Source organism: Luteimonas sp. R10, from assembly GCF_045689605.1.
Taxonomy (GTDB): domain Bacteria; phylum Pseudomonadota; class Gammaproteobacteria; order Xanthomonadales; family Xanthomonadaceae; genus Luteimonas.
On sequence record NZ_CP141262.1, the window covers coordinates 2,634,065 to 2,660,764 of the forward strand.

General features: G+C 70.0%; 25 protein-coding genes. 8 read left to right on the top strand and 17 right to left on the bottom strand.

Annotation, left to right across the window (positions count from 1 at the left end; all coding sequences use genetic code 11):
- The first annotated feature begins 188 nt into the window (after positions 1–188).
- Positions 189–767 (top strand): NUDIX hydrolase, encoded by a 579-nt coding sequence (locus U3649_RS11465; protein ID WP_407351459.1) that lies wholly within the window; start codon positions 189–191, stop codon positions 765–767.
- Between the two features lie 235 nt (positions 768–1,002).
- Here the strand turns inward: U3649_RS11465 and U3649_RS11470 are convergent, their stop codons facing one another.
- The 11 genes from U3649_RS11470 to U3649_RS11520 all read right to left on the bottom strand — a co-directional run bounded on the left by U3649_RS11470 (position 1,003) and on the right by U3649_RS11520 (position 11,893).
- Entirely contained in the window at positions 1,003–1,806 is an 804-nt protein-coding gene (locus U3649_RS11470; RefSeq protein WP_407351460.1) for a DUF2063 domain-containing protein, read from the bottom strand.
- A gap of 125 nt (positions 1,807–1,931) precedes the next feature.
- The gene (locus U3649_RS11475; RefSeq protein ID WP_407351461.1) at positions 1,932–2,792 is read right to left on the bottom strand and encodes a DUF692 domain-containing protein; all 861 of its coding nucleotides are present in this window, start codon (positions 2,790–2,792) and stop codon (positions 1,932–1,934) included.
- Positions 2,793–2,847: 55 nt separating this feature from the next.
- The gene (locus U3649_RS11480) at positions 2,848–3,225 is read right to left on the bottom strand and encodes a hypothetical protein (protein ID WP_407351462.1); all 378 of its coding nucleotides are present in this window, start codon (positions 3,223–3,225) and stop codon (positions 2,848–2,850) included.
- 266 nt (positions 3,226–3,491) lie between these two features.
- Positions 3,492–4,196 carry a phosphate signaling complex protein PhoU gene (gene phoU, locus U3649_RS11485; protein ID WP_407351463.1) on the bottom strand — a complete coding sequence of 235 codons (705 nt, stop codon included), beginning with the start codon at positions 4,194–4,196 and terminating at the stop codon, positions 3,492–3,494.
- Positions 4,197–4,328: 132 nt separating this feature from the next.
- Complete coding sequence (pstB, locus tag U3649_RS11490) at positions 4,329–5,147, bottom strand: phosphate ABC transporter ATP-binding protein PstB (RefSeq protein ID WP_407351464.1); 819 nt, start codon at positions 5,145–5,147, stop codon at positions 4,329–4,331.
- A gap of 109 nt (positions 5,148–5,256) precedes the next feature.
- Positions 5,257–6,111 carry a phosphate ABC transporter permease PstA gene (gene pstA / locus U3649_RS11495; RefSeq protein WP_407351465.1) on the bottom strand — a complete coding sequence of 285 codons (855 nt, stop codon included), beginning with the start codon at positions 6,109–6,111 and terminating at the stop codon, positions 5,257–5,259.
- Positions 6,108–7,082, bottom strand: a complete 975-nt coding sequence (gene pstC, locus U3649_RS11500) for a phosphate ABC transporter permease subunit PstC (protein WP_407351466.1) — start codon at positions 7,080–7,082, stop codon at positions 6,108–6,110. The genes pstA and pstC overlap by 4 nt, the downstream gene beginning before the upstream one ends.
- Positions 7,083–7,163: 81 nt before the next feature.
- Positions 7,164–8,264 carry a phosphate ABC transporter substrate-binding protein PstS gene (gene pstS / locus U3649_RS11505; protein WP_407351467.1) on the bottom strand — a complete coding sequence of 367 codons (1,101 nt, stop codon included), beginning with the start codon at positions 8,262–8,264 and terminating at the stop codon, positions 7,164–7,166.
- A 495-nt stretch (positions 8,265–8,759) separates the two neighbouring features.
- Positions 8,760–9,386: a TetR/AcrR family transcriptional regulator gene (locus U3649_RS11510; protein WP_407351468.1), complete on the bottom strand. Its 627-nt coding sequence runs from the start codon at positions 9,384–9,386 to the stop codon at positions 8,760–8,762.
- Positions 9,387–9,408: 22 nt separating this feature from the next.
- Positions 9,409–9,666, bottom strand: coding sequence for an acyl-CoA-binding protein (locus U3649_RS11515; RefSeq protein WP_407351469.1), 258 nt, complete (start codon positions 9,664–9,666; stop codon positions 9,409–9,411).
- A 256-nt stretch (positions 9,667–9,922) separates the two neighbouring features.
- Complete coding sequence (locus tag U3649_RS11520; RefSeq protein ID WP_407351470.1) at positions 9,923–11,893, bottom strand: PhoX family protein; 1,971 nt, start codon at positions 11,891–11,893, stop codon at positions 9,923–9,925.
- 256 nt (positions 11,894–12,149) lie between these two features.
- On the opposite strand from U3649_RS11520, the gene U3649_RS11525 reads away from it, so the two are divergent.
- Positions 12,150–14,138, top strand: a complete 1,989-nt coding sequence (locus U3649_RS11525) for an SDR family oxidoreductase (RefSeq protein WP_407351471.1) — start codon at positions 12,150–12,152, stop codon at positions 14,136–14,138.
- 122 nt (positions 14,139–14,260) lie between these two features.
- Here the strand turns inward: U3649_RS11525 and U3649_RS11530 are convergent, their stop codons facing one another.
- The 3 genes from U3649_RS11530 to U3649_RS11540 form a co-directional block, all read right to left on the bottom strand.
- The gene (locus U3649_RS11530) at positions 14,261–15,235 is read right to left on the bottom strand and encodes a restriction endonuclease (protein ID WP_407351472.1); all 975 of its coding nucleotides are present in this window, start codon (positions 15,233–15,235) and stop codon (positions 14,261–14,263) included.
- A 219-nt stretch (positions 15,236–15,454) separates the two neighbouring features.
- On the bottom strand, positions 15,455–16,009 hold the full coding sequence (locus tag U3649_RS11535) for a phasin family protein (protein WP_407351473.1): 555 nt from the start codon (positions 16,007–16,009) through the stop codon (positions 15,455–15,457).
- A gap of 290 nt (positions 16,010–16,299) precedes the next feature.
- Positions 16,300–17,583 carry a patatin-like phospholipase family protein gene (locus U3649_RS11540; protein WP_407351474.1) on the bottom strand — a complete coding sequence of 428 codons (1,284 nt, stop codon included), beginning with the start codon at positions 17,581–17,583 and terminating at the stop codon, positions 16,300–16,302.
- Between the two features lie 87 nt (positions 17,584–17,670).
- On the opposite strand from U3649_RS11540, the gene U3649_RS11545 reads away from it, so the two are divergent.
- Positions 17,671–18,390, top strand: coding sequence for an FFLEELY motif protein (locus U3649_RS11545; RefSeq protein ID WP_407351475.1), 720 nt, complete (start codon positions 17,671–17,673; stop codon positions 18,388–18,390).
- A gap of 38 nt (positions 18,391–18,428) precedes the next feature.
- Here U3649_RS11545 and U3649_RS11550 read toward each other — a convergent pair whose 3' ends face one another.
- Positions 18,429–18,707, bottom strand: coding sequence for a polyhydroxyalkanoic acid system family protein (locus U3649_RS11550; RefSeq protein WP_407351476.1), 279 nt, complete (start codon positions 18,705–18,707; stop codon positions 18,429–18,431).
- An 88-nt stretch (positions 18,708–18,795) separates the two neighbouring features.
- Between U3649_RS11550 and U3649_RS11555 the strand changes: the two genes are divergently transcribed.
- Entirely contained in the window at positions 18,796–19,614 is an 819-nt protein-coding gene (locus tag U3649_RS11555; RefSeq protein WP_407351477.1) for an FHA domain-containing protein, read from the top strand.
- Here the strand turns inward: U3649_RS11555 and msrQ are convergent.
- The gene (msrQ, locus tag U3649_RS11560; protein WP_407351478.1) at positions 19,579–20,238 is read right to left on the bottom strand and encodes a protein-methionine-sulfoxide reductase heme-binding subunit MsrQ; all 660 of its coding nucleotides are present in this window, start codon (positions 20,236–20,238) and stop codon (positions 19,579–19,581) included. The two genes, U3649_RS11555 and msrQ, sit on opposite strands and share 36 nt — an antisense overlap.
- Positions 20,239–20,529: 291 nt before the next feature.
- A complete protein-coding gene (msrP, locus tag U3649_RS11565) occupies positions 20,530–21,498 on the bottom strand; it encodes a protein-methionine-sulfoxide reductase catalytic subunit MsrP (RefSeq protein ID WP_407351479.1) in 969 nt (322 codons plus the stop codon).
- Positions 21,499–21,622: 124 nt separating this feature from the next.
- Between msrP and serC the strand changes: the two genes are divergently transcribed.
- The 4 genes from serC (at position 21,623) to aroA (ending at position 26,676) form a co-directional block, all read left to right on the top strand.
- Positions 21,623–22,708, top strand: coding sequence for a 3-phosphoserine/phosphohydroxythreonine transaminase (gene serC, locus U3649_RS11570; protein ID WP_407351480.1), 1,086 nt, complete (start codon positions 21,623–21,625; stop codon positions 22,706–22,708).
- 204 nt (positions 22,709–22,912) lie between these two features.
- A complete protein-coding gene (gene pheA, locus U3649_RS11575) occupies positions 22,913–24,031 on the top strand; it encodes a prephenate dehydratase (protein ID WP_407351481.1) in 1,119 nt (372 codons plus the stop codon).
- A gap of 52 nt (positions 24,032–24,083) precedes the next feature.
- Positions 24,084–25,268, top strand: a complete 1,185-nt coding sequence (gene hisC, locus U3649_RS11580; RefSeq protein WP_407351482.1) for a histidinol-phosphate transaminase — start codon at positions 24,084–24,086, stop codon at positions 25,266–25,268.
- An 85-nt stretch (positions 25,269–25,353) separates the two neighbouring features.
- A complete protein-coding gene (gene aroA, locus U3649_RS11585) occupies positions 25,354–26,676 on the top strand; it encodes a 3-phosphoshikimate 1-carboxyvinyltransferase (protein ID WP_407351483.1) in 1,323 nt (440 codons plus the stop codon).
- Positions 26,677–26,700: the final 24 nt, after the last annotated feature.

Sequence of the window (26,700 nt, forward strand, 5' to 3'; positions counted from 1 at the left end):
TATCCGGACGACGGGCGTGCTCGGAGATGCTGATGCGCAAGTTGATTCGGTCCCCTGGCCTGGCGTGGCCGCTCGATGCGGCTGCCGTACCTTGCCAAAGCACGCAGGCGATCACAAGCGGCGATCGCGGCCGGGTGCTAGCGCACGCTAGACTGCGGCCCCTCCCGACGCGATTGCGGCAGCGCAGCATGAATCCGCCCCCCGACTCGCCTTCCGCCCTGCTGGCGGCCTTCGACGACTATGCCGCGCGCTGGCCCGGGGAGGCGGAACGCGCAGCCCTGTTCATCGCATTGGCCGGCGACGCGCGGCAGGATCCGTTCGTGCGCGAGCGGCTGGACGGACACTTCACCGCCTCGGCGCTGCTGCTCAGCGGCGACGGCCGCCGCACGCTGCTGACCCACCACCGCAAGCTCGGGCTGTGGCTGCAGCCGGGCGGCCATGCCGACGGCGACCGCGACCTGGCCCGGGTCGCGTTGCGCGAGGCCGAGGAGGAGACCGGGCTGTCGGGGCTGACGCTCGAGCCGGGGATCTTCGATCTCGACCGCCACCGGATTCCCGAGCACAAGGGCGTGCCGGCGCACTGGCACTACGACGTGCGCTACGTGATCCGCGCCGGCGACGACGAAACCTTCGTGGTCAGCGAGGAATCGCACGCACTGGCCTGGCGCGACCTCGAGGCCCTGGCGGACGACTCCGCCATCGATGCATCGCTGCGGCGCATGACGCGCAAGTGGCTCGGCCGCGCTGGCGCGGGGGGAGCCCGATAGCGCTCGTCGCTGGAGTACCGGCCCGCCGCCCTTGTGCGCGCGCCGGGCCTTCTGTGGATCGATCCGTTGCTTGTGGGAGCGACGGCAGTCGCGACGCCCGCGCACAAGAAACGATGCCGATGCGTGCGAGACCAAGCCCGCTCCCGGTCCGCGATTTCCGATGGGTCCAATGGCGTCCCGGCATCGCGACTGCCGTCGCTCCCACAAAGGGCGTGATTGCGCCGGTGCGTCGCCCTCACGCGCCGGCCTGCGGTGCTCGCGTTCCGGCGATCACGCCGGTCGAGGCCATCCGCACCATCAGGGCCGCGCCTTCCGCCAGGAACGGCTCGGCGTCGCCGGCGCCCGCCTCGACCGCCAACGCGCGCAACTGCTCGCGGCCGCTCGCCGCCGGGTGCTGGCCCAGGCGCTCGACCAGCCGGTGCACCAGCGGACTGAGTTCGGAAAACCGCACGCGGCCGTCCGGCTCACGGTGCAACAGCAGCAGCGTCGGGTTCTCCGGCACCGTCCGCGGCTGGTGGCCCGGGCCGATGCGGTGCACCGGCCAGCGGTAGGCCAGCGGCCATGCCAGCGGCGACAGCACGGGGGCGCGGTCGAGCAGCGTCTCCGCGGCATGCGCCATGTCACCGAGCGGGTCGAACGCGACGTCCTCGAGTTCCGCCTCGGAGATCTGCAGCGCCAGCTCGACCCATTCGTAGTGCGCCAGTTCGGGCAGCCAGGGCGGATCGTCCGCGGCGTCGCCGGCGCGGCCCTCGAGGAAACGGACGAACTCGCGCCCGATCTCGGTGAACAACGGCGTGCGGCTGCGGTGGCGGGCGAAGAACTCCCGCACCAGCGCACGCCAGCCGTCTTCGCCCAGGGTGCGCCGGATCACCGGGAAATTGCCGGAGAGCAGGCTGCGGATGTTGTCGTGGAACAGGTTGCGGTAGACCGCCAGGCGGCGGTCCTCGATGCCCGGCGGCGGGGGATGGCGTTCCGGATCGCGCAGGTGCCGCGCCAGTGCGAACTGCTGCGCGCGCAGGGTGTCGGAAGGGTCGGGCATGGCCGGCGGTGCGTGGGTCATTGCGGTGAAAGAGGCTGCTTGGTGCGGCTATTCATTGGCGTGGCCCGTGGCGACGGGCCGTGTTTCGCTGGGTCGGAAAGTGCTGCCTGGCGCGGCGCGGCTATTCATTGGCGAAAGCCGTGGCGACGGCCCGTGTTTCGTTGCGTCGGAGAAGGCTGCATGGCGCGGATGCGCCGCACCTCCGCCACCAGGTCGGCGAACGGCGGGAAGTTGAAGTCGCGTTCGAGCAGGGTCGGGCGCACGCCGTGCAACCGGTAGGCCTGGCGCAGCAGGTCCCAGACCTCGGGGATGACCGCCGCGCCGTGGGTATCGATCTTCAGGTCGTCGGCCTCGTCGTAGTGGCCGGCGACGTGATAGCTGGCGATGCGCTCGGCCGGCATCCGCGCCAGGAAGTCGGCGGCGTCGTAGCCGTGGTTGATCGCGTTGACGTGGACGTTGTTGACGTCCAGCAGCAGATCGCAATCGGCCTGCTCGAGCACGGCGAGGATGAAGTCGGCCTCCGCCATCGCCTGGTAGGGCGCGGCGTAGTAGGACACGTTCTCGATCGCGATACGCCGGCCGAGCGCATCCTGCACATGGCGGATGCGCGCCGCGGCGTTCTTCACCGAGGCCTCCGTGAACGGTACCGGCATCAGGTCGTAGAGCTGGCCGTCGTCGGCGCAGCAGCTCAGGTGCTCGCTGTACAGCGTCACCCGGTGGCGGTCGAGGAAATCGCGCAGGCGCCGCAGGAAGGTCTCGTCCAGGGGCTCGACGCCGCCGAGCGACAGCGACAGCCCGTGGCAGGTCAGCGGATGGCGCGCGGCCAGGCCTTCGAACGCGGCGCCCAGGCGCCCGCCGACGCCGATCCAGTTCTCCGGCGCGCACTCGAGGAAATCGAAGTCGTCGCGCGAGGCGGCCTGCAGCGACGGCAGCAGGCCGCGCCGCAGTCCGAGCCCGGCGCTGGCGGGAGCGAGCGGTGCGGCCATCGGGTTCAGCCGATGCGCCGCGTGCCCGGGTCTGCGGGCACGCGGCGCGGATGCCTCAGACGGCGCCGCCGCACTTGCCTTCGCCACACTTGCCTTCCATGTCGCCCTTGGCGGAATGGTGGGCATCGTGTTCGGCGGCGTCGATGAAGCCGTCGCCGTTGGCGTCGATGTCGGTGAACTTCTCGGCCTTGTCCGGATGCGCGGCGTCGAACTCGGCCGCCGAGATCCGGCCGTCGCCATCGCCGTCGACGCGCTCCATGCCGCACTTGCCCTCGCGCGCCTTGTCGGCTCCGGCCGTGGCGGCTTCCTGGGCACCGAGCAGGTAGCCCTGGGCGAGCGGGGTCATGGCGAAGGCGGAGCCGGAGAGCAGCAGGCCGCCGGCGAGCGCGGTACCGATGGCGACGGCGACGGGTTTCTGGTCGGAACGGGACATGTGCAATCTCCTGGGGCGGTGCGGGCCATCGCCCGCGGGTGGGTATGGAGTCTAGCGCCGTTGCCGGGGCCGGAGCGCCCGAGGTCCGGTGGCGGCCAGCCTCCGCCGATGGGGCGCGCCGCGCGGGAATGCGGCACGAAGCGCCCTCGATCGCCGCGAGTCTACGTGCGAAAGCCGCACGCCGGCACACCCCAAACGCGCATCGGCATGGATTTCGGGTGTGCGCAAAGCGTGAATCGGACGGCGTTAAGTCCGCGTTAGCGGCGTCAGCTGACGGTGTTGGTCTCGTCGCGCTTCTCGCGCGGCGGCAGGGCGTCGTCGCCGTGGACCAGGAACCAGATGTTCTCGGCGATGTTGGTGGCATGGTCGCCGATGCGTTCCAGGTTCTTGGCCATGAACAGCAGGTGCGTGCAGGGCGTGATCGAGCGCGCATCCTCCATCATGTAGGTCAGCAGTTCGCGGAACAGGCCGGTGTAGAGCGCGTCGAGTTCGGCGTCGCGGTCGCGGACCCGCTGCGCCGCTTCGGCGTCGTTGTCGCGATAGGCTTCGAGCACGTCGCGGACCTGGCTCACCGCCAGCTGGCCGAGCACGTTGAGGCCGCGGGTGTGCGGCAGCGGCGGTGACTGGTTGAGGGCGGTCGAGCGCTTGGCGACGTTGGCGGCGTAGTCGCCGATGCGTTCGATGTCGGAGGACACCCGCAGCGCGGCGAGGATCTCGCGCAGGTCGCGTGCCATCGGTCCGCGCAGCGCGAGTTTCATCACGTCGTGGCTGACTTCCTTCTCCAGCGTATCGATCGCGTCGTCGTTGCCGATGATGCGTTCGGCGGCCTTGTCGTCGCGGCGCTCCACCACGTCCAGCGCCGCTTCCAGCTGCGCCGCCGACATCTCGCCCATGCGCAGGATCTCGCCCAGCAGCCGCTGGCGCTCTTCGTCGTAGCTCTTGACGATGTGGTCGTGGGGCTGAAGGCTCATGGGATGTCCGTGATTCTTGGGTTGGTGATTGGTGATTCGTGATTGGTGATTCGAAGAAGCGGAGGCGATCGTGGCGGTTGCTTTTGCTGTTGCTGTTGCGAATCACCAATCACGAATCACCAATCACGGCTCCTACCCGAACCGCCCCGTAATGTAATCCTCGGTCTGCTGCTTCGACGGGTTCGAGAAGATCGTCTCGGTCGTATCGTGCTCCACCAGGTCGCCCAGGTACATGAAGGCGGTGTAGTCGGACACGCGCGCGGCCTGCTGCATGTTGTGGGTGACGATGACGATGGTGTAGTCGCGCTTGAGCTCCTCGATCAGCTGCTCGATGCGGCTGGTGGAGATCGGGTCGAGCGCCGAGGTGGGCTCGTCCAGCAGCAGCACCTCCGGGCGCAGCGCGATCGCGCGGGCGATGCACAGCCGCTGCTGCTGGCCGCCGGACAGCCCGAGCGCGCTCTGGCCCAGCTTGTCCTTGACCTCCTCCCACAGCGCCGCCTGCACCAGCGCCTGTTCGACCCGCTCGTTCATCTGCGCCTTCGACAGCTTCTCGTGGTGGCGGATGGCGTAGGCGACGTTCTCGTAGATCGTCATCGGGAACGGCACCGGCTTCTGGAACACCATGCCGACCTTGCTGCGCAGCCGGTTCATCGGGTACTTCGGCGCCAGGATGTTCTCGCCGTCCAGCAGCACCTCGCCGCGCGCCTCCTGCTTCGGGTAGAGCGCGTAGATCCGGTTGAACACGCGCAGCAGGGTGGACTTGCCGCAGCCCGAGGGGCCGATCAGCGCGGTCACGCGCTTCTCCGGCATGTCGAAGTTGATGTTCTTCACGGCGTGGAAATCGCCGTAGTAGAAATCCAGGCCGCGTGCCGACAGTTTGACGCGTGCGGGTTCCGTGCCCGTGGTGGCGGCACGTTCCTGCCTGGCGATGTTGATGCGGGCGTCGTTCATGACCGGTGTCCGGGAAACGGGAGGTATGGAGATCTTCGCCTTGGCCGGCGTACGCTGATCGGCGGTGGCATTGCTGTCGTGGCGGCCAGTCGTTTCCATCGGCGCGGCCTCAGTCCTGGACGATGCGGTTGCGCATGACGATGGCACGGGCCACCAGGCTGACCAGCAGCACGAACATGGTCAGGATGAAGGCGCCCGCCCAGGCAAGCGTATGCCAATTCTCGTACGGGCTCATCGCGTACTGGAAGATCACCACCGGCACGTTGGCCATCGGCGCCAGCAGGTTGCTGCTCCAGTACTGGTTGTTGAGCGCGGTGAACAGCAGCGGCGCGGTTTCGCCGGAAATGCGCGCCAGCGCCAGCAGGATGCCGGTGACGATGCCCGGCAGCGAGGCGCGGTACAGCACCTGCACGATCACCTTCCACTGCGGCACGCCCAGCGACAGCGCCGCCTCGCGCATCTGCGCCGGCACCAGCCGCAGCATCTCGTCGGTGGTGCGCACCACCACCGGCAGCACGATGAAGGCCAGGGCGATGCCGCCGGCCAGCGCCGAGAAGTGCCCCATCTGCGCCACCACCAGGGTGTAGACGAACAGGCCGAGCACGATCGACGGCGCCGACAGCAGGATGTCGTTGACGAAGCGCACGGTCTCGCCGATCCAGCTCTTCTGCGAATACTCGGCCAGGAAGGTGCCGGCCAGCACCCCGACCGGGGCGCCGAAGGCGATGCCCAGCAGGCTCAGCACGGCGCTGCCGAAGAAGGCGTTGAGCATGCCGCCGCTGGCGCCCGGGGGCGGGGTCATCTCGGTGAACAGGGCGAGGTTGAGCGAGGTGATGCCCTTGCTCAGCGTGGTCCAGATGATCCACACCAGCCAGAACAGGCCGAACACCGTCGCCAGCACCGCCAGCACCTGCGCGGCCAGGTTCTTGATCCGGCGGTTGCGGTAGAGGACGGCGGCGCTCACAGGTTGCCCTCACGGCGGCTGAGCTGGCGCAGCATCAGCCGGGCGATGGCCAGCACCACGAAGGTGACCAGGAACAGCACGAAGCCGAGCGCGATCAGCGAGGACAGGTACATCGGCGAATCGGCCTCGGCGAACTCGTTGGCGATGGTCGCCGCGATCGAGTTGCCCGGTTCCAGCAGCGACACGGTCAGGCGGTGCGCGTTGCCGAGCACGAAGGTCACCGCCATGGTCTCGCCCAGTGCGCGGCCCAGGCCGAGGAACACGCCGCCGACCACCGCCGAGCGGGTGTAGGGCAGCACCACGTCCCAGACCACCTCGGTGGTGGTGGCGCCGAGCGCGTAGGCCGATTCCTTGAGCCGGGTCGGCACGGTGAGGAACACCTCGCGCATCACCGAGGAGATGAACGGGATCACCATGATCGCCAGCACCAGGCCGGCGGTGCCCATGCCCAGGCCCAGCGGCGGGCCGGAGAACAGGGCGCCGACCAGCGGGATCCCGCCCAGGTTGGCGTCGATCCAGGGATAGACGTTCTGGCCGAGGAACGGCACCAGCACGAACAGGCCCCACATGCCGTAGATGATCGACGGAATGCCGGCCAGCAGCTCGATCGCCGCGCCCACCGGCCCGCGCAGCCAGCGCGGCGCGATCTCGGTCAGGAACATGGCGATGCCGAAGCTCACCGGCACCGCGATCACCATCGCGATCAGCGCCGTGACCAGGGTGCCGTAGATCGGCACCAGCGCGCCGAAGTCCTGCAGCACCGGGTTCCAGGCGTCGCGCCAGAGGAATTCGAGGCCGAACTTCTCGAACGCCAGCCGCCCGCCCCACAGCATCGACAGCGCGGCCGCGCCCAGCGACACGAGCACCAGCACGCCGGCGGCGGTGACCAGCCAGCGGAAGCCGCGATCGGCCCGGGTGTCGGCGGCGTCGCGGCGCGAGGACGTGTCGATCGGGAGCGTGGTGGCGTTCATCGGCTCGCTGCGGGGCGGCGGGAGGTGGAATGCCGTGCCCGCGCCGCGGGGTCAACCGCGGCGCGGGCCGTCATGCTGCGGTCAGCCCTGGATCTCGGCCGCCCAGTAGGCCTCGACCTGCTCGACCAGCGGCGCCGGCAGCGGTACGAAGTGCAGCTCGTCCGCCTGCGCCTGGCCGTTCTCCAGCGCCCACTTGAAGAAGTCCAACGTCTGCTGCGAGCGCTCGGGATTCTTCGGCTGCTTGTACATCAGGATGAAGTTGGTGGCGGCGACCGGCCACGATTCCGCGCCCGGGGCGTTGGTGATGACCAGGCTGAAGTCCTGCGAGTTCGCCCAGTCGGCGCTCGCCGCCGCCGCCTGGAAGCTCTCGGCGCTCGGCTGCACCCACTGGCCGTCGGCGTTCTGCATCGCGGCATAGGACATGCCGTTCTGGGTGGCGTAGGCCAGCTCGACGTAGCCGATCGAGCCCTTGATCTGCTTGACGTAGGCGGCCACGCCCTCGTTGCCCTTGCCGCCGACGCCGGTCGGCCAGCTGACCGAGGTGCCTTCGCCGACCTGTTCCTGCCACTCCGGGCTCACCTTCGACAGGTAGTTGACCCAGTTGAAGGTGGTGCCGGAACCGTCGGAACGGTGCACCACGTTGATCTTCGACGACGGCAGCTCGACGCCGGGGTTGAGCGCGGCGATCGCCGGATCGTTCCAGGTCGTGACCTTGCCGAGGTAGATGTCGGCGATCAGCGGACCGGTCAGGCGCAGCTGGCCCGGCTCGATGCCGTCGAGGTTGACCACCGGCACCACGCCGCCGATCGCGGACGGGAACTGCGCCAGGCCGGCCTCGGCCAGTTCCTCGGGCGCGAGCGGTTTGTCGGAGGAGCCGAAGTCGACGGTGCCGGCCTTGATCTGGGCGATGCCGCCGCCGGAACCGATCGACTGGTAGTTGATGCGCGCGCCGGTCGCACGGGAGTAGTCGTCCGACCAGCGCGACAGCAGCGGATAGATGAAGGTGGCGCCGGCGCCGGTGATCTGCACGTCGACGCGGTCGCCGGCGGTGGTGCCGGTGGCGTCGGCAGGCGTCGGGCCGACGGTGGGGGCGCCGCCTTCGCCGGAGTCCTGGCAGGCGGCCAGGCCGAGCGTAAGGGCGGTGGACAGTGCGATTGCGGCGAACGGTCGCTGGATCTTCATGCGTGACTCCGTGGGAAGCGGCCAGGGTGGCCGGCGGAATGACGCTATAAAATGATGTTTTTGTTACAGCCGAATGACAAAATCGCGGCGATCTCGCGGCGCCGGCGCTTGGCCGCGCCAGATTGCGGTCTTTCGCGCCCCGTCAGGCAAAAAAAGCGGGCCCGCGGGCCCGCAAACGGAGGGGAAGCTATCAGGGGAGAGAGACCTGGCGCAGGCGGGACCGGCGCAATCGCCGCCGGTCGCCCCATTCGCCGCGCCATTCAAACGCGGGGGCATGATCGGCGCATGTCCGTGCAATGACAGGTAGATGACGGCAGCCTGCCGTCGCCACGGCCACGGGACGAAACCCCAGGCGCCCCGTTGTCCTGTAGGAGGGGCTTCAGCCGACCGCGCTCGGACGAGTAGAAAAGGCCTTCTGCCGTCGTTTCCCCTCGCAATGCGCGGCGGCGCGTTCATCGTGGTCGCCGCCGATGCGTCTGCCTGGCGCGCTCCGCGCTAACGCCGGTAGGCCTGGGTCAGGGTGTCGAGGTGCACCCGCTCGGCATCGCGCAGGAACGGCGCGATCAGCATCAGTACCTGCACGATGCCGTCGCGGATCGCCGCCTGCTCGTCCTGTTCGCCGCGCACCGCGGCATAGTTCAGCCAGAAGGTGGCCACCACCAGGAGGTTGGTGCCGACCGCGTCGAGCTCGGCGGCAGAGCCGCGCATCACCCCGGCGCGCGACAGGCCGCGCATCACCTCGCGGGCGCGCTCGTCGGCGCGCCGCAGGATCCGCGCGAAGCGCAGCCGCAGGCGGCGGTTGCGGCTGAGGATCTCCAGCAGGTCGCGATAGAGGAAGCGGTAGTCCCAGATGCACTCGAACACCAGGTGCAGCTGCAGCCACACGTCCTCCAGGCCCGGCAGGCGGTCGCCGGGACCGGCGAGCGCATCGTCCATGCGCTGCTCGAAGCGCGCGAACAGCTGCTCGATGATGTCGTCCTTGTTGCGGAAGTGGTAGTACAGGTTGCCGGGGCTGATCTCCAGCTCATCGGCGATATGGTTGGTGGTGACCGTGGGCTCGCCCTGCGTGTTGAACATCGCAAGCGAGCAGTCGAGGATGCGTTGGCGGGTATCGCGCGCCATCGGCCGGGCAGGGCGGCGGCGCTCAGGCCGTCAGCTGCTTCACCAGCTCGACGTACTTGCGCATGGCCTCGTCCTGCGGCGTGCCCTTGAGCTTGGCCCAGGCCTCGTACTTGGCGGTGCCGACGAAATCGAAGAAGCCCGGCTTGGGGCCGTTGACGTCGCCTTCGGCGCCCTGCTTGTAGAGGGCGTAGAGCCGCAGCAGGGTGTCGTTGTCGGGTCGCTCCGGCAGGCTCTTGACGTCCTTGGCGGCCTGCTCGAAATCGCGCTTGGGATCCGACATGCGTGTGCTCCTGGCGGGAGCGCAGGTGATAGCACGGGGGCTTGGGAGGGTCAACTGAGAGCGGGAAACGAGGAACGAGGAACGAGAGAGAGCCGCTGCGCGGGCGCTCCTCGTTTCTCGCTCCTCCTCTTCGCTGCTCTTGGTTCCGAATCGCTGCAGGCACGGCACCCGGTCGTGGCGACCGACATGACGACGCGATCATCGGCGCGCAAAGAGCAAGAAACGAGAGGCCTACTCTCGTTCCTCGTTCCTCGCCTTACGTCCCGACGATGCCGCCGTCGCGGCGCGTCACCGCCACCGTGGCCGAGCGCGGCTTGAGCATGCCGCCGGGCCAGGCGCTGCCGCCGCTTTCGCCGGGGTGCTGGATGTTGACGAACAGCGTGCGGTGGTCCGGCGTGGCGGTGATGCCGGTGACCTCGCAGCCGGACGGCCCGACCAGGAAGCGCTTGATCGCGCCCGCGGCCGGGTCGGCCACCAGCATCTGGTTGTTGCCGAACGGTCCGCTGCCGAGCTGGCTGCCGCTCATGTCGGTCTGGATCCACAGCAGGCCGTTGTGGTCGAACCACAGGCCGTCGGGACTGGCATGGATGCTGTCGGCGGTGAGCGGGTCGCCGTCGGGGCCGCGGCTGTCGTCCTCGGCGCCGCTGAGCAGGAAGAGGTCCCAGTCGAACGCCGTGGCCCCGCCACGGGCGTCGCGCTCCAGGAAGCGGATGATGTGCCCGTACGGGTTGGGGCCGCGCGGGTTGGCCGCGTCCACCTCGTCGGCGGCGCGCGCGGCGTTGTTGGTCAGGGTGAAGTACACCTGGCCGGTGTTCGGGTCGACCGCGCCCCATTCCGGCCGGTCCATCGGCGTGGCGCCGGCGACGTCGGCCGCCAGCCGCGTGTTGATCAGCACGTCGCCCTGGTCGTCGAAGCGCACGCCGGCCCGCGCGGCCGCCTGCGCGAAGGCCGGGTCGTCGATGTCCAGCGCCAGCCATTCGCCGCTGCCGTCGTCGCGGAAGCGCGCCGCGTACAGGGTGCCGTGGTCGAGCAGGGCGCCGGCGGCGCGGCCGGGGGTGTAGCGGTCGCGGCTGACGAACTTGTAGATGTATTCGCCCTGGGCGTCGTCGCCCATGTAGGCGACCAGCGGCCGGCCCGGTTGCGGCTGCGCGAACACCAGCCCCTCGTGCGCGAAGCGGCCCAATGCCGTGTGCTTGACCGGCGTGCTGTCCGGGTCGAACGGATCGATCTCGACGATCCAGCCGAAGTGGTTCGGCTCGTTGCGGTAGTCCTGCGTGGCGTCGCCCGCGGTGGCGGTGGCGTCGAAGCGCGCCTCCACCGTTTCCCAGCCGTAGCGCCCGGTGGTGGCGGACACGCCGTAGCGGGCATGCTCGCGCGGGCGCTGGCCGCGGTTGACGAAATAGCCGGCCCAGTTCTCCTCGCAGGTCAGGTAGGTGTTCCACGGCGTGTGGCCGTTGGCGCAGTTGTTGAGCGTGCCGCGGGTGCGGGTGCCGTCCGGGCTGTAGGCGGTGCGCAGCTTGGCGTGGCCGCGGGCCGGGCCGGCGATCTCCATGGGCGTGGCGCCGGTGACGCGGCGGTTGCGGCGGCTGCCGACGATGCTCCAGTCGTCGACGCGCCTGCGGATCTCGACCACGCTGACGCCATGGCCGGCGATCTCCTTGCGCACCTGGTCGGCATCGCGCACGCCGCCGACGCTGACCGGCCCGGCCGGATGCATCGCCGCCTGGTCGATGTACTCGTGGTTCATCACCAGCAGGCCCAGCCCGGACTTGTGCGGCGGCGCCTGGGTCAGCGGGAAGAAGTGCATGCCGTCGTGGTGCATGCCGACCTGCTGTTCCTGGTCGGCGCCGCTGTTGAGCCCGCCGTCCAGGTAGGCGGGATAGTCTCCGCAGATCGGCTCGCCCCAGGGCAGGATCACCGAGAAATCGTATTCCGGCGGCACCAGGACGTCGTCGATCCGGCTGGCCGGGACCGCGGTGAAGCCCAGCGGCCGGCCGCGCGGCGGGCGCGGCCCCGGACGTCCCGGCTTGCCGTCCGCGGCCAGCGCGGCGGCGCCGGTCGCGAACAACCCGGCGGTCACCGCCAGGCCCAGCCCGCCCTTGAGCAGCTGCCGGCGGGCCAGCCGGGCGTGCAGCACCTCGCCGAAATGCGGGTTGCCGGAGCGGTTGCTGTCTTCGTGGTCGAAATCGTGTTCGCTGTAGGGAACGGGGGCGTCTTGCTCGGTCATGCCTGGCTGCCTCGTGCGGACTGGATGGTGGATCCGGCCCCCCTCGAACGACGTTAGCCGTCGCGTGTTGCAGCGCCGTGTCGCCGCCGGCGCCCTTTTTGTGGGAGCGACGGAAGTCGCGACTGCGATCCCGCAACCGCTGCGGCGCCACGCCCGCAGGCCCGTTTCGCCCGCCCTAGGCAGGTCCGGCCGCGCTGGCTATGCTGGCGCAGACGGCGCCGTATGGTCGCTTGCCATCATTCCTGGGAGGGGAGACATGAGCTATTTCGTCACCGGCGCGACCGGGTTCATCGGCCGCTTCCTGGTCAGCAACCTGCTCCGGCGCAAGGGCACGATCCACGTGCTGGTGCGCGAGGACTCGCGGAAGAAATTCGACGCGATCGCCGGGAAGATGGGCTGGGACCCGAAGCGCGTGGTGCCGGTGCACGGCGACATGACCGCGCCGAAATGCGGGCTGGGCGCGGCGCAGGTCCGCGGCCTCAAGGGCAAGGTGAAGCACTTCTTCCATCTGGCGGCGATCTACGACCTCACCGCCAGCCCCGAGGCGCAGCAGGCCGCCAACATCGACGGCACCCGGCATGCGCTGGAGCTGGCCGCCGCGCTCGAGGCCGGCTGTTTCCACCATGCCAGCTCGATCGCCGCCGCCGGCCTGTACCCGGGCATCTTCCGCGAGGACATGTTCGACGAGGCCGAGGGCCTGGACGATCCCTACCTGTACACCAAGCACGAGTCGGAGCGCCTGGTGCGCGAGGAGACGCGGCTGAAGTGGCGCATCTACCGGCCGGGCATGGTGGTCGGCCATTCGCGGACCGGCGAGATCGACAAGATCGACGGCCCGTACTACTTCTTCACCTTCATCAAGAAGCTGCGCCAGATGCTGCCGCCGTGGATGCCGACCCTGGGCGTCGAGGGCGGACGCATCAACATCGTGCCGGTGGACTTCGTCGCCGACGCGATGGACCACATCGCGCACAAGCCCCGGCTCGACGGCCACACCTTCCATCTCACCGACCCCGAGCCGATGCGCGTGGGCGAGGTGCTCAACACCTTCTGCCGGGCAGGCCACGCGCCGGAGATGACCATGCGCATCGACGCGCGCATGTTCGCCTTCGTGCCGTCCGGCATCCGCGCCGCGGTCGGCAACCTGCCGCCGGTGCGGCGCCTGGTGGGGACCTTGCTGCGCGATTTCCGCATTCCGAAGGACGTGCTGAAGTTCATCACCTATCCCACGCGCTTCGACAGCCGCGAGGCCGAACGCGCGCTCAAGGGCAGCGGCATCGCGGTGCCGAGGCTCGACGACTACGCCTGGCGGCTGTGGGACTACTGGGAGCGCCACCTCGATCCCGACCTGTTCGTCGACCGCACCCTCAAGGGCAAGGTGCGCAACAAGGTGGTGGTGATCACCGGCGGTTCGTCCGGCATCGGCCTGTCCACCGCCAAGCGCGTGGCCGAGGCGGGCGCGGTCACGGTGATCGTGGCGCGCGGCAAGGAGGAGCTGTTCAAGGCCCGCGACGAGATGAAGGCGGCCGGCGGCAAGGTGTTCGCGTACACGGCGGACCTGTCGGACATGGCCGACTGCGACCGGCTGGTGCAGGCGATCCTCAAGGACCACGGCCACGTCGACGTGCTGATCAACAACGCCGGCCGTTCGATCCGGCGTTCGATCGAGCTCAGCTACGACCGCTTCCACGATTTCGAGCGGACCATGCAGCTCAACTATTTCGGCAGCCTGCGCCTGATCATGGGCTTCATGCCGACGATGACCAAGCGCCGGAAGGGCCACATCATCAACATCAGCTCGATCGGCGTGCTGGCCAACTCGCCGCGGTTCTCGGCCTACGTGGCCTCGAAGGCGGCGCTGGACGCGTTCAGCCGCTGCGCCCAGGGCGAGTTGTCGGGCAAGCGCATCAGCTTCACCACGGTCAACATGCCGCTGGTGAAGACGCCGATGATCGCGCCGACCAAGATGTACGAGAGCGTGCCCACGCTGACGCCGGAGGAGGCGGCGGACCTGCTGGTGAAGGCGATCATCGAACGCCCGAGCCGTATCACCACCCGTCTCGGCGTGTTCGCGGCGCTGATCAATGCGGTGGCGCCAAAGGCCTACGAGGTGATCATGAACAGCGCGTTCGAGCTGTTCCCGGACTCGGCCGCCGCCAAGGGCGACCGCCAGGCGCTGAAGGACGAGACCCCGAGCCAGGAACAGATCGCGTTCGCGGCGCTGATGCGCGGCGTGCACTGGTAGGGCGGCAGCGAGTCGTTCCCCTGTCGATCCAGCCCGTGGACTGTAGGAGCGCACCGCAGGGGCGCGACTGCCTTCGCAGGCAAGCCGGTCGCGCCCCTGCGGTGCGCTCCTACAGGGCCGATCTAATACGTCCGGCACTGCCGGAAGCGGACCTGCAGGCCGCTGTCCGCCGGCGGCGTCAGCAGGATCCGCGACGCGGCCAGATCCGGGTAGCGCTCGACCAGCGGGCAGATGCTCGGCATCGCATCCGCGCCGGCGTCGAGCAGGTGGACCTCGAGCGTCGATCGCGTCGCCCAGAACGCACGGTCCACCATCGGCAGCGTGGCGACCGCGCTCGCGACCGCTTGCCGCTGCTGCTGCGGCGATGCCGCGGCCGGCGCCGCATCGCGGCTGCCGTCGGCATCCGCGGCGCCGGCACCGGGCGTCGCGTCCGGCTCGGCCGCCGGGGCGGACGGTTGTGCTTCGGAAGCGGCAGGCAGCGTGCGCGCGGCGCCGCGGGTCGAAACGCGGTCGGCGATCGCGAAGTACACCGCGATGCCGGCCAGGAGCGCCAGCAGCCAGGCGAGGGCGGTGCGCTGCCGTGCCCGCCGATCGGCACCGGCGCGGATCGCCGCCAGCCGTTCCGGCCTGATCAGGTCGCGCAACTCCGGCCACAGGGTCGCGCCGTCGAGCAGTTCGATGTTCCGGTCCGCGGCGGTCCTGCGCGCCTCGTCCGAGATCCGGCCCTGGGTGAACAGGAATCCGCCGTTGGCGTTGGCCAGGCGGATCTCGTTGGACAGTTCGTTGACGGTGGCGTTGCCGAGCACGAAGGCGCTGCCGTGCTTGCACGACAGCAGCCAGCGGCGGCCGTCGCGTTCCAGGGTGTAGTCCTTGTCGCCGGCCGCGATCTCGTGGTCGAACACGCGCTCGAAGCCGCGCCGCGACAGCGCCTGCAGCACCAGGTGGATGAACTCGCGCCAGGAGGTGCCGGAGAGCGCGGCGATGCCGGCGCGGGTTTCGTCCCGCTGCCTCAGGATCCGCTGGACATAGACGGTGGCGGCGGTGCCGAACAGCAGAACGACGACCGCGGCGACCAGCCACTGCAACCCTGCGCTCACGAATCGGTTTCCTTCTGGACGGTGATGGTGTCCGCCGGCAGGCGGAACGCGCGTGCAGGATAGTCGGAATCGCGAAACGGGTTAAGGGTGCAGGGTGGCGGAGCGACGCGCATCCGGCCGGTCGGGCGCCGGCCGGGCCCGGCGCGGCACGCAGCGGCAAGGAGCGCGCGGACGTGCGCGGACCGGCGCGCAGGAAACGCCGCCGAAGCGGCATGCGGATCAGCCCGCGGCTGGCTTGCGCACGCGCTTGCGCGGGACCTTCTTCACCGCGGTCTTGGTGGTCGCGGTCTTGCGGGTCGCCGCGCGCTTCGCGGTCTTGCGCGCCGCCGGCGTGCTCGACTGGCGACGCAGCTCGGTGGTCAGGGTGTCGACCCGGCGGGCGAGATCGGCAAGATCGTCGCGGCTGGGAACGCCGAGCTTGACCAGCGCACGCTGCACGCGGTCCTCGAACACCTTTTCCAGCCGGTCCCAGGTATCCGTGGCGCGGTGGCGCGCCTGGCCGACGCTGCTCTCGACCGCGTCGCGCACCACGTCCGCGCGGCCGCCGGCGAACTTGCGCGCGTGCTGCTCCACGCTCAAGCCTTCCTTCACCAGGGCCTCGAACAGCTTGGCGCCCTCGGCCTGCGCGCGGCCGAACGCGCCCACGCCCGCCAGCCAGATCTGCTGCGCCGATTCGCTGAGGCCGCGGGACAGGCGTTCGGCCTGCTGCTGCGGGTCCGCGGCCGACGGACGCCGGGTGCCGGTCTTCTTCGCGGTCTTCTTGAACGTGGCCATGGTCCCTCCGATTTCGGGCAAAGATAGGAACTGCAGCGTCACGGTCGCGTCTAGAGCTTTCACACCACCCGGAATCGTTCGGAGAAGCCGGGGAGCAGCCTGACCACGGATCTACACGGATGGACGCGGAAAAAAGCGAACGTCCGGAGTATTCGGAGTGCTTCCGCAGTGCCCAGGTGCGGGCGGTCGGCAGTGCCGGTGAGCCGCAGAGCCGTCAAACGGCAGCTCCGCTTTGCCACCTCTGTCCGTTTTATCCGCACAGATCCGCGGCAAAGACCCCTGCCGGCCGCTCATGATCGCCGCTCGCCGGCACGCCGGCTGTTCGCAATCAGGCGCTCGGTGTCGTCCAGCGCGCGCCGCAGGCGGGCGGTGGTCTCGGTGCTGCGCGGCGGGGGCGGCCGCAGGCCGTCGAGGATGGTGCGGTGCTCGTCGTCCAGGATCTCGTCGCGCAGGCGGATGCCGTGCGCCGCCAGCACCGGCCGCAACTCGCCGGCACGGTGGCGCAGGTCGGCCAGGGTGCTGCGGTAGGCGAGCTCGCAGACGCGGCGCCGCGACGAGAAGCTGAAGGCGTTGGTGAAGAACAGCTCGTCGTCGGCCTCGTTGGGCTCGAACACCAGCTGGTCGATGTCGGGATACTGGCGTGCGTACTTCGCCATGCCCACCTGCATGCGCGATTGCAGCAGCGTGCGGAAGGTCTGCGACAGCACCGCCGGCAGTCCGCCCTCGGCCAGGCGCCGCGGGTCGGCGCCGGCGGCCCGGCCGCGCTCGTGCACGGCGTTGCTGTTGTGCAGGGTGTTGTTGAACGGCACCAGCGGATTGACGCCGAGCAGCAGGTCGATGCCGCGCTCGAGCAGCACCGAGGCATGCATGGTGCGGCGCAGGGCGCCGTCGACGAAATGGCGACCGCGGATCTCCACCGGGGGGTACAGGCCGGGCAGCGCGGCGCTGGCCTGCACCGCGACCGAGATCGGCACGTCGTCCCACCCGTCGCCGCCGAACAGCACCGGATCGCCGCTGTCGAGGTCGACCGCGACCACGTACAGCCTTTGCTGCAGCTCGCGGAAGTCGTTGCTGCGTCCGCGCCGCGTCAGCACGCCGCGCAGGAAGCGTTCCAGTTCGCGGTTGTCGAACAGCCCGGTCGGCAGCACGCCGCCGATGCGCGGGACCATGTCCCAGCGCGCGTCGCGGGGGCCCAGCAGCAGGCCCTGCCACCACTGCATGGTCAGCCGCGGCAGGGTGGCGGCGCGGCGCAGGTACTCGAGGAACGCCGGCCGCAGGAAGATCTCCGGGCGGAACCGCACGTCGTCGCTGTCGCCGGTGATGAAGATGCGGCACATCGCCTCGGTGCCGAGGCGGTTGGCCAGGCCGGCGGCGAGGAATGCGCCGCTGCTGACGCCGACGTAGCAGTCGACCGCGGTCGGGTCGAAACCGTCCAGCGCCTCGTCCAGCGCGCGCAGTGTCCCCAGCTCGTACATCCCGCCGATCGGGCCGCCGCCGGCGATCGCCAACCCGATCCTCGGTGCCTGGCGGCGAGACGGGCGGCGGCGTTGCCGGGCGGCGTGCAGGGATAGCATGCGGTGGTATCCGGGGAGGTCGGGCGAGTGTAACGGACGCGCGCGCGGGACTTGCTTCCATCGCGCACGGGCAACGATGATGCCGGCATGCCGCATCCCCACGATGTCGCCCAGCGCCTGTCGCGCCGCGTTGCCTGCCACCAGGCCCTGCATGACCCGGCGGTCGAGCGCCGCAACCGGCTGCGCTGGCTGCCGGAGCTGCGGCGCTGGCAGGCCGAACGCCTGCAGCGGAGCTTCGCCCGCTTCCTGCGCGATCCACGGCGCCGGGCGGCGGCCGAGTTCTTCCTCACCGACGTCTACGGGGATCGCGACTTCGCCCGCCGCGATGCCGACATCGCACGGGTGATCCCGATGATGCAGAAACTGCTGCCGACGCGATTGCTCGTTACGATCGCCTCGGCGATCGAGCTGGGCGCGCTGAGCCATGCGCTCGACCTGCGCATGGCCGAGGCCCTGCAGCGCCTGGCGCCCCGGCGTCGACGGCTGGATCAGGCGCTGTACGCGCAGGCCTACCGCGAGGTGGGCTTGCCACGGCTGCGTGGACGCCAGATCGCCTTGATCGAGGAGGTCGGCGGCGGATTCGGCCGCGCCCTGAAGGCGCGCGGCGTGGCGGCGCTGCTGGCGTTCTCGCGCGGGCCGGCGCGGCTGGCCGGGCTCGACGAGCTGCAGGGATTCCTGGAGCGCGGCTATGCCGCGTTCGAGCAGCTGGGCGACGTCGAGGGCTTCGTGGCCGAGATCGGCGGCGACGAGCGCGAAGTCATGCGCCGGCTGTTCGAGCGCCACCCGGCGCCGTTCGCCGTGGACTGAACCGCCGCGGGCGGAGGCTGCCCGTGCGCCTCCGGCGATCAGCCGTCGAACTTCTCCGCCAGCACCCGCCGGATCTCGCTCTCGATCGGGCCTTGCATCGCCGACAGCAGGAATCCCAGCTTGGCGGTCACGTGCAGCTCCTCCGGCGCCAGCTCGATGCGGCCGTCCACGCCGGAGCGCTCGAAGTTCAGGCAGTCGCCGTCCCAGGTGCAGGCCATGCCGAAGCGTTCGTCCAGTTTCCGCGCGACCTCCTCGATCGCCTCGCGTGCCTTCGGCATCGGCATCGAGTGGGGATGACGGATATCGATATCGGCCATGGCGACGGTTCGCGGCGGGAAGGGCGCCCATTCTGAAGCGGGCGCGGCCGCGATCCAAGCCCGGGGCGGCATGCTAGATTCGTGCCGGATGGAATCCCTGAAGCTGCGTTTCACCTCCGCCGGCCAACCCGATCTCCCGCTCGGCATCGGCATGCACGCGATCGGCCGCGTGCCCGGTCGCGACCGCATGGGCGTGGTCGCCGACGGGCAGCAGGCGATCGTCCGCTTCTGTGTCGACCGCCGCGGCGTCTGGCTGACCGTGTCGGAGGGTGCGCGTGGCGTGCACGTCAATGGCCGCGAGATCCGGCGGCTGGCGATGCTGCGCATCGGCGACGCGGTCTACATCGACGGCATCGAGATGCGCCTGGTCGGCGACGGCGTGCTCGCGCGCCCCGGATCCGAGCCTGCCGCCGCCGATGCCGAAGCCGATCCGCGCGTGGTCCTGCGCGGAATCGGCGGCCAGCACCACGGACGCAGCTTCACCCTGGACCGCCCGCGGCTGGTCGGGCGCGCGAAGGAGGCCGACATCCGCATCGACGACGATGCCTTCGCCGAACGCCATGCGCGCATCGAGCTGGCGGGCCGGCGCGTGATCCTGCGCGACCTCGGCTCGGACGAGGGCAGCCAGGTCAACGGCGAGACGGTCCGCGACGCCGTGCTGATGCCGGGGGACCAGGTGGTGTTCGACGCCCACCAGCGGTTCGTGGTCGAAGCACCGATGCGCGCGGATGCCGGGCGGGAGCCCGCCGCGGGTGGGATGCTGGAAATGCAAGCGCTCGCGGAGCGGTCCTCCGCCGACGCACCGCGCGAGGATCGGCGCGCGCCGTGGCGGCTGCCATGGCTGTTGCTGGCCGCGCTGGTGCTGGCCGGGCTACTGAGCTTGCTGCTGCTTTACGGGTCGGGCTGAGCGGCCGCGCCGGCGCGACGCCAGCCAGCGCCACAGGCGCCAGCCCAGCAGCAGCGCGAGGATGCCGGCATACAGCAGCGGTTCGCGGACGTCCGATTTCACGATCCACCAGAAGTGCAGCACCGCCAGCACCGCGATGGCGTAGACCAGCCTGTGCAGCCGGCCCCAGTTGCGCGCCAGCCGCCGCATCCAGCCCTTGGTCGAGGTGATCGCCAGCGGCACCAGCAGCAGCCAGGCGGCGAAGCCGACGGTGATGTAGGGCCGCTTGACGATCTCCTCGAACAGCAGCGTCCAGTAGCCGCGCAGGTCCAGCACCAGCCAGGCGGAGAAATGCAGGCTGGCATAGGCGAAGACATACAGCCCCAGCATGCGGCGGAAGCGGATCAGCAGCGGCTGCCCGGTGATCTGCCGCAGCGGCGTGATCGCCAGGGCGACGAGCAGCAGGCGCAGCGCCCAGATGCCGAGCCGGTGCTCGATCTCCGCCACCGGGTCCGCGCCCAGCGCGTCGATGTCGGCCTCGCTGAACACCTGCCAGAACTGCCAGGACAGGATCGCCAGCGGCGTCAGCGCGAGCGCGTGGACGGCCGTCTTGGCGGCGATCAGGAAAGACTTGGATGGGATCATGGCGTGGTCAGGGAAGTCTCAGGCGCGGATTTGCGCGAATGAACGCGGATAGGATCGGGGCTGCTTTCTCTCCGCAGGGAGATGCAGTTCCTCATGGCTGCCGATGGCGCGCTCAGGGAGCCGTCATCCCGGCGAAGGCCGGGATCCATCTCGACATTGCAGCGAAAGCAAATGGATGACCAGCCTTCGGCTGTTGTAAAGCGCTTCCGGCCTTCGCCGGGATGACGGCCTATGAGCATTCCAAGCATTCCAGGCGATACCGGCTCCTGCCATGGCCCGCGGCCGCTCGACTCAAAACCACTTCTTCAGGTCCATGCCCGCGTACATCGACGCCACCTGGTCGGCGTAGCCGTTGAACATCCGCGTCTCGATGCGGTTGGCGAACAGCTTGCCGGCGCTGCCGGCGATGCGGCGTTCGGTCTTCTGGCTCCAGCGCGGGTGGTCGACCTGCGGGTTGACGTTGGAGAAGAAGCCGTACTCCGACGGCTGCAGGTCGTGCCAGGCGGTTTCGGGCATGCGCTCGACGAAGCGGATCCCGACGATCGACTTGATGCTCTTGAAGCCGTACTTCCACGGCACCGCCAGCCGCAGCGGCGCGCCGTTCTGCTGCGGCAGCGGCTTGCCGTACAGGCCGGTGGCGAGCAGGGCCAGCGGGTGCATGGCCTCGTCGATGCGCAGGCCCTCGCGGTAGGGCCAGTTGATCGAGCGGTAGCGGATGCCCGGCATCTGCTCGCGGTCGGCGAGGGTGGTGAAGGCGACGAACTTCGCCTTCGAGGTCGGCTCGAAGCGCTTGAGCACCTCGCCCAGCGGCACCCCCAGCCAGGGGATCACCATCGACCAGCCTTCCACGCAGCGCAGCCGGTAGGTGCGCTCCTCCGGCCTGAACCCCTTCAGCAGGTCCTCCAGCGCGACCGTCCCCGGCTTCGCGCACTCGCCGCCGACCTCGACCTGCCAGGGCGAGGTGCGCAGCGTCTTCGCGGCGCGCGAGGGGTCTGCCTTGCCGGTGCCGAACTCGTAGAAGTTGTTGTAGCTGGTGACGTCCTCGTAGCGGGTCAATTCTTCGTCGGTGTCGAATCCGGCCCGCACCTGCGCAGGACTGGGCGTCGGGCGCGGCGGTGGCGGCGGTTCGGCGTCGGCGCAGCCGGCCAGGCCGAGCACCGGCGCGCCGGCGAAAACGGCGAGCAGCCGGCGGCGTTCGCGATAGATGGTTTCGTCGGTAACTTCCGACGCGGGGATTCGCAGGGCGTCGCGCAATGACATCGGCCGGCTCCGGTTGGGGCTATTGGAGATAAGTACGCACGACAGGGGGGAAAGGTTACGCCGCAATGCTTGGTGCGCTGCGGCATACTAGCGACCTCCGTGTTGATCCGAAGCGAAGCCGCCGATGTCGCGTGCCTACAATTTCAGTGCCGGCCCCGCCGCCCTGCCGGAAAGCGTGCTGCGGCAGGCGCAGGAGGAGATGCTCGAGTGGCAGGGTGCCGGCGCGTCGATCGTCGAACTGAGCCATCGCGGCCCCGAGTTCATGCAGGTCGCGGCCGAGGCCGAGGCCGACCTGCGCGCACTGGTCGGCGTCCCCGACGACTACGCGGTGCTGTTCGTGGGCGGCGGCGCGACCACGCAGCAGGCGCTGCTGCCGCTGAACTTTGCCAACGCCGGCCAGGCGGCGGACTACGTGGTCACCGGACACTGGGGCAGGACCGCGATCCGGCAGGCCACACCCCATGTCGACCTGCGCATCGCCGCCAGCGGCGAGAACGACGGCTTCCGCAGCATTCCGGAACGGGAAGCATGGCAGTTGTCGGAAGACGCGGCCTACGTGCACATCACCGCCAACGAGACTATCCACGGGGTCGAGTTCCGCGACGTGCCCGACGTCGGCGACGTGCCGCTGTTCGCCGATTTCAGCTCCAGCATCGCCTCCGAGCCGATCGACGTGACCCGCTACGGCGCGATCTACGCCGGCGCGCAGAAGAACCTCGGGCCGGTCGGCATCGGCGTGGCGATCATCCGCCGCGACCTGCTCGAGCGCGCCGGGCAGCCGCGCGCCGACATCTTCGACTACCGCCAGCAACTGGCCAACGGCTCCATGCTCAACACGCCGCCGAGCTGGAACTGGTACATGCTCGGGTTGACGGTGAAGTGGATGCTGGCCGAGGGCGGCGTGGCGGAGTTCGCGCGCCGCAGCGCGGCCAAGTCGGCGCTGCTGTACGAGACCATCGACGGCTCCGGCGGCTTCTACCGCAACCGGGTCGACCCGGCGGCGCGCTCGCGCATGAACGTACCGTTCTTCCTGCACGACGACGCGCTGGACCGGCCGTTCCTGAACGAGGCCAGGGCCGCCGGCCTGATCTCGCTGAAGGGCCATCGCGTGCTCGGCGGCATGCGCGCCTCGATCTACAACGCGATGCCGGTGGAGGGCGTGCAGGCGCTTGCGCAGTTCATGCGCGAGTTCCAACAGCGCCATGGATGAGGCTTGCAAGAAAGACGAGCAGAGGAAACCGAAGCGTGACCCCGGGGAATCTCTCGTTTGCCGTCATCCCCGCGAAGGCGGGGATCCATGGACTTTGCTTTCCAAGGATTTGACGTCCATGGATTCCCGCCTTCGCGGGAATGACGGGGTTTTCACCAGAGGCTCCACCCGTTTCCAGCACCCGATTCACACACGAGAGCAGGCATGACGGCAAGCAAGAAGACCCGCGAGCAGGCGGGCAAACGCAGCACCGACCTGTCGTCGGTGCGCGAGCAGATCGACGGCATCGACCGCGAGATCCAGGCGCTGATCGCCGAGCGTGCGCTGTGGGCGCACCAGGTCGGCAAGGCCAAGGGCAAGCTGGCGGCCGCGGTCGACTACTACCGCCCCGAGCGCGAGGCGCAGGTGCTGCGGCGGGTGGTCGACCGCAACGACGGCCCGCTCTCCGACGAGGTGCTGGTGCGCCTGTTCCGGGAGATCATGTCGGCCTGCCTGGCGCAGCAGGAGCCGCTGAAGGTCGGCTATCTCGGCCCGGAAGGCACCTTCTCGCAGCAGGCGGTGCACAAGCATTTCGGCCATTCGGCCAAGGGGCTGCCGCTGGCGAGCATCGAGGAGGTGTTCGACGAAGTCGCCTCCGGCACCGCCGACTTCGGCGTGGTGCCGGTGGAGAATTCGGGGCAGGGCACGATCCAGTCCACGCTCGACCTGTTCCTCACCTCGCCGCTGAAGATCTGCGGCGAGGTCGAACTGCGCGTGCACCAGTACCTGCTGTCGCGCACCGGGCGCATCGAGGACGTCGAGCGGGTGTATTCGCACGGCCTGTCGCTGGCGCAGTGCAAGTCCTGGCTGCGGCAGCACCTGCCGAAGGTGGAGAAGCAGGCGGTGGCGAGCAACGCCGACGCCGCGCGCCGTGCCCGCAACGCCGACGACGCCGCGGCGATCGCCGGCGAGAACGCCGCCCACGTCTACGGGCTGAAGGTGGTGGCCGGGCCGATCGAGGACCGCGACGACAACACCACCCGGTTCCTGGTGCTCGGCCGCGCCTCGTTCCCGCCGTCGGGCCACGACCGCACCTCGCTGATGGTGTTCATCCGCGACCAGCCCGGCGCGCTGTACAAGATCCTCGAGCCGCTGGCGCGCGCCGGGATCAGCATGAACCGGATCGAATCGCGCCCGGCGCACGGCGCGCTGTGGCAGTACGCGTTCTTCATCGACGTCGCCGGGCACGTCGACGAGTCGCCGCTGAAGGACGCGCTGGGCGAGATCGACGAGTTTGCCGGCGACGTGCGCGTGCTCGGTTCGTATCCGGTGGCGGTGCCTTGAAGGCCGTGATTGGTGATTCGTGATTGGGGATTCGAGGTGGGCGATGGCGGCCGTGACGGAGCGTGAACAACCGAAGCTGGACGACGAAGCGGCTTTTGCCGGATTGGCGCAGGCGGGTATCCGTGCGCTGAGGGCCTACGATCCGGGACATGATCTCGTCGCGCTGCGGCGGCGCTTCGGCGCCGGGCAACTGGTCGAACTGGGCGCCAACGAGAATCCCTATGGGCCCAGTCCCGCGGCGCGGCAGGCGGCGCTGGAGGCGCTCGACGGCGCGCATCGCTATCCGGATCCGCTCGGCGGCGGGTTGAAGCGGGTGCTCGCGGAGCGGCTCGGCGTGACCCCGGCGCAGCTGCTGCTGGGCAACGGCTCGCACGAGCTGCTGATGCAGTTCGCGCAGGTGTTCGCCGGCCCGGAGGCGGCGGTGGCGATGTCGCAGTACGGCTTCGCCGTCTACGCGCTGGCGGCGCAGGCCGCGGGCGCGCCGCTGCAGTTCGCGCCGGCTTGGGCGCCCGACGCCCTGATGCCGCGCGGGCACGCGCCGGACGCGCTGGCGTCGGTGGTGTCGGCGCGCACGCGGCTGCTGTACCTGGCCAACCCCAACAATCCCACCGGCACCTGGATCGCCGCCGATGCGCTGGCGGCACTGCTGGCGCGGCTGCCGGACGAGGTGATCGTGGTGGTCGACGAGGCCTACGCCGAGTTCGCCGACGCGCCGGACTACCGTTCCGCGCTGGCGCTGCTGCCGCGCCACCGCAACCTGATCGTCACCCGTACCTTCAGCAAGGCCTACGCGCTGGCGGGATTGCGGGTCGGCTACGCGGTCGCGGACGCGGGGCTGGTCGCGGTGATGGAGCGGTTGCGCGAAAGCTTCAACGTCAACGGCGTGGCGCTGGCCGCGGCCGCGGCCGCGCTGGACGACGATACCCACCTGCAGCAGGTGGTCTCTGCGAACGCCCGGCAACGGCCGCTGCTGGCCGAGGCCTTGCGCGCGCGCGGCTGCTTCGTGCATCCGTCGCAAACCAATTTCCTGCTGGCGGACTTCGGAGGGGATGCGGCCGCCGCGGCGATCGAAGCCGGCCTGCTGCAGCGCGGCGTGGTGGTGCGGCCGATGGCCGGCTACGGCCTGCCGCAATGCCTGCGCATCACCGTCGGCACCGCCGACGAGAACCGGCGCCTGCTGCAGGCGCTGGACGAAGCATCGAAGCGAACATGTTCGGCCACGGGTCAACGCGGATGAACGCGGAAAAGAAGACATCGAGCCGCCCTATCCGCGTTCACCCGCGTTCATCCGCGGCCGAACCGCTTTCGAGGTGCGACAGGTGATGCGGCGAGAGCGGCAGCAGGGCTGGATCGCCGCCCGCGGCAGGCCGCTGCGCGGCGAGCTGACGGTGCCGGGCGACAAGTCGGTTTCGCACCGGGCGATCATGCTGGCGTCGCTGGCCGACGGCGCGTCGCGCATCGAGGGATTCCTGGAGGGCGAGGACGCGCGCGCCACCGAGGCGATCTTCCGGCAGTTGGGCGTGCGCATCGAGACGCCGGCGCCCGGCGTTCGCGTCGTGCACGGCGTCGGCCTCGACGGTCTGCAGCCGTCCACGCAGCCGCTGGACTGCGGCAATGCCGGCACCGCGATGCGGCTGTTGAGCGGACTGCTGGCCGGGCAGGGCTTCGATTCGGTCCTGGTCGGCGACGCGTCGCTGTCGCAGCGCCCGATGCGGCGGGTCACCGAGCCGCTGGCGCGGATGGGCGCCCGCATCGAGACCGGAGCGGACGGCCGGCCGCCATTGATGATCCACGCGAACAAGGATCTGCAAGCCGTTGAATTCAATTCAAAAATAGCCAGTGCGCAGGTCAAGTCCGCGCTCCTGCTGGCGGGGCTGTACGCGAACGGAGAGACCGTCGTGCGCGAGCCGCAGCCGACCCGCGACTACAGCGAGCGGATGCTCGCGGCATTCGGCTGGCCGGTCGTGTTCTCGCCGGGGATCGCGCGCCTGTCCGGCGGCCACCGCCTGCGCGCCACCGACGTCTCGGTGCCTGCGGACTTCTCCTCGGCGGCGTTCTTCCTGGTCGCGGCGAGCCTGGTCCCCGGTTCCGAGCTGTGCCTGCGCCGGGTCGGCATGAATCCCCGTCGCACCGGGCTGCTGCGCGTGCTGCGGGCGATGGGCGCGGACATCGTCGAGGCGCACGCGGACGAGCAGGGCGGCGAACCGGTCGCCGACCTGCGGGTGCGGCACGCGCCGCTGCGCGGCATCGCCGTCCCGCGCGAGCACGTGGCCGACATGATCGACGAGTTCCCGGTGCTGTTCGTGGCCGCGGCCTGCGCCGAAGGCGTCACCACGGTCAGCGGCGCCTCCGAACTGCGGGTCAAGGAATCGGACCGCATCGCCACCGTCGCCGGCGGCCTGCGCACGCTGGGCGTCCGCGTCGACGAGACGCCGGACGGCGCCGTCATCCACGGCGGCCGGCTGCGGGGCGGAGCGGTCGGCAGCCACGGCGACCACCGCGTGGCCATGGCGTTCGCGGTCGCGGCGCAGTGCGCGGCGGACGCGGTGACGATCGGCGATGTCGCCAACGTGGCGACATCGTTCCCGGGCTTCGACACGCTGGCGCGCAGCGCCGGCTTCGGGCTGGAGGCGGTCGAGACCTGACCCATGCCCATGCGGCCAAGCGAT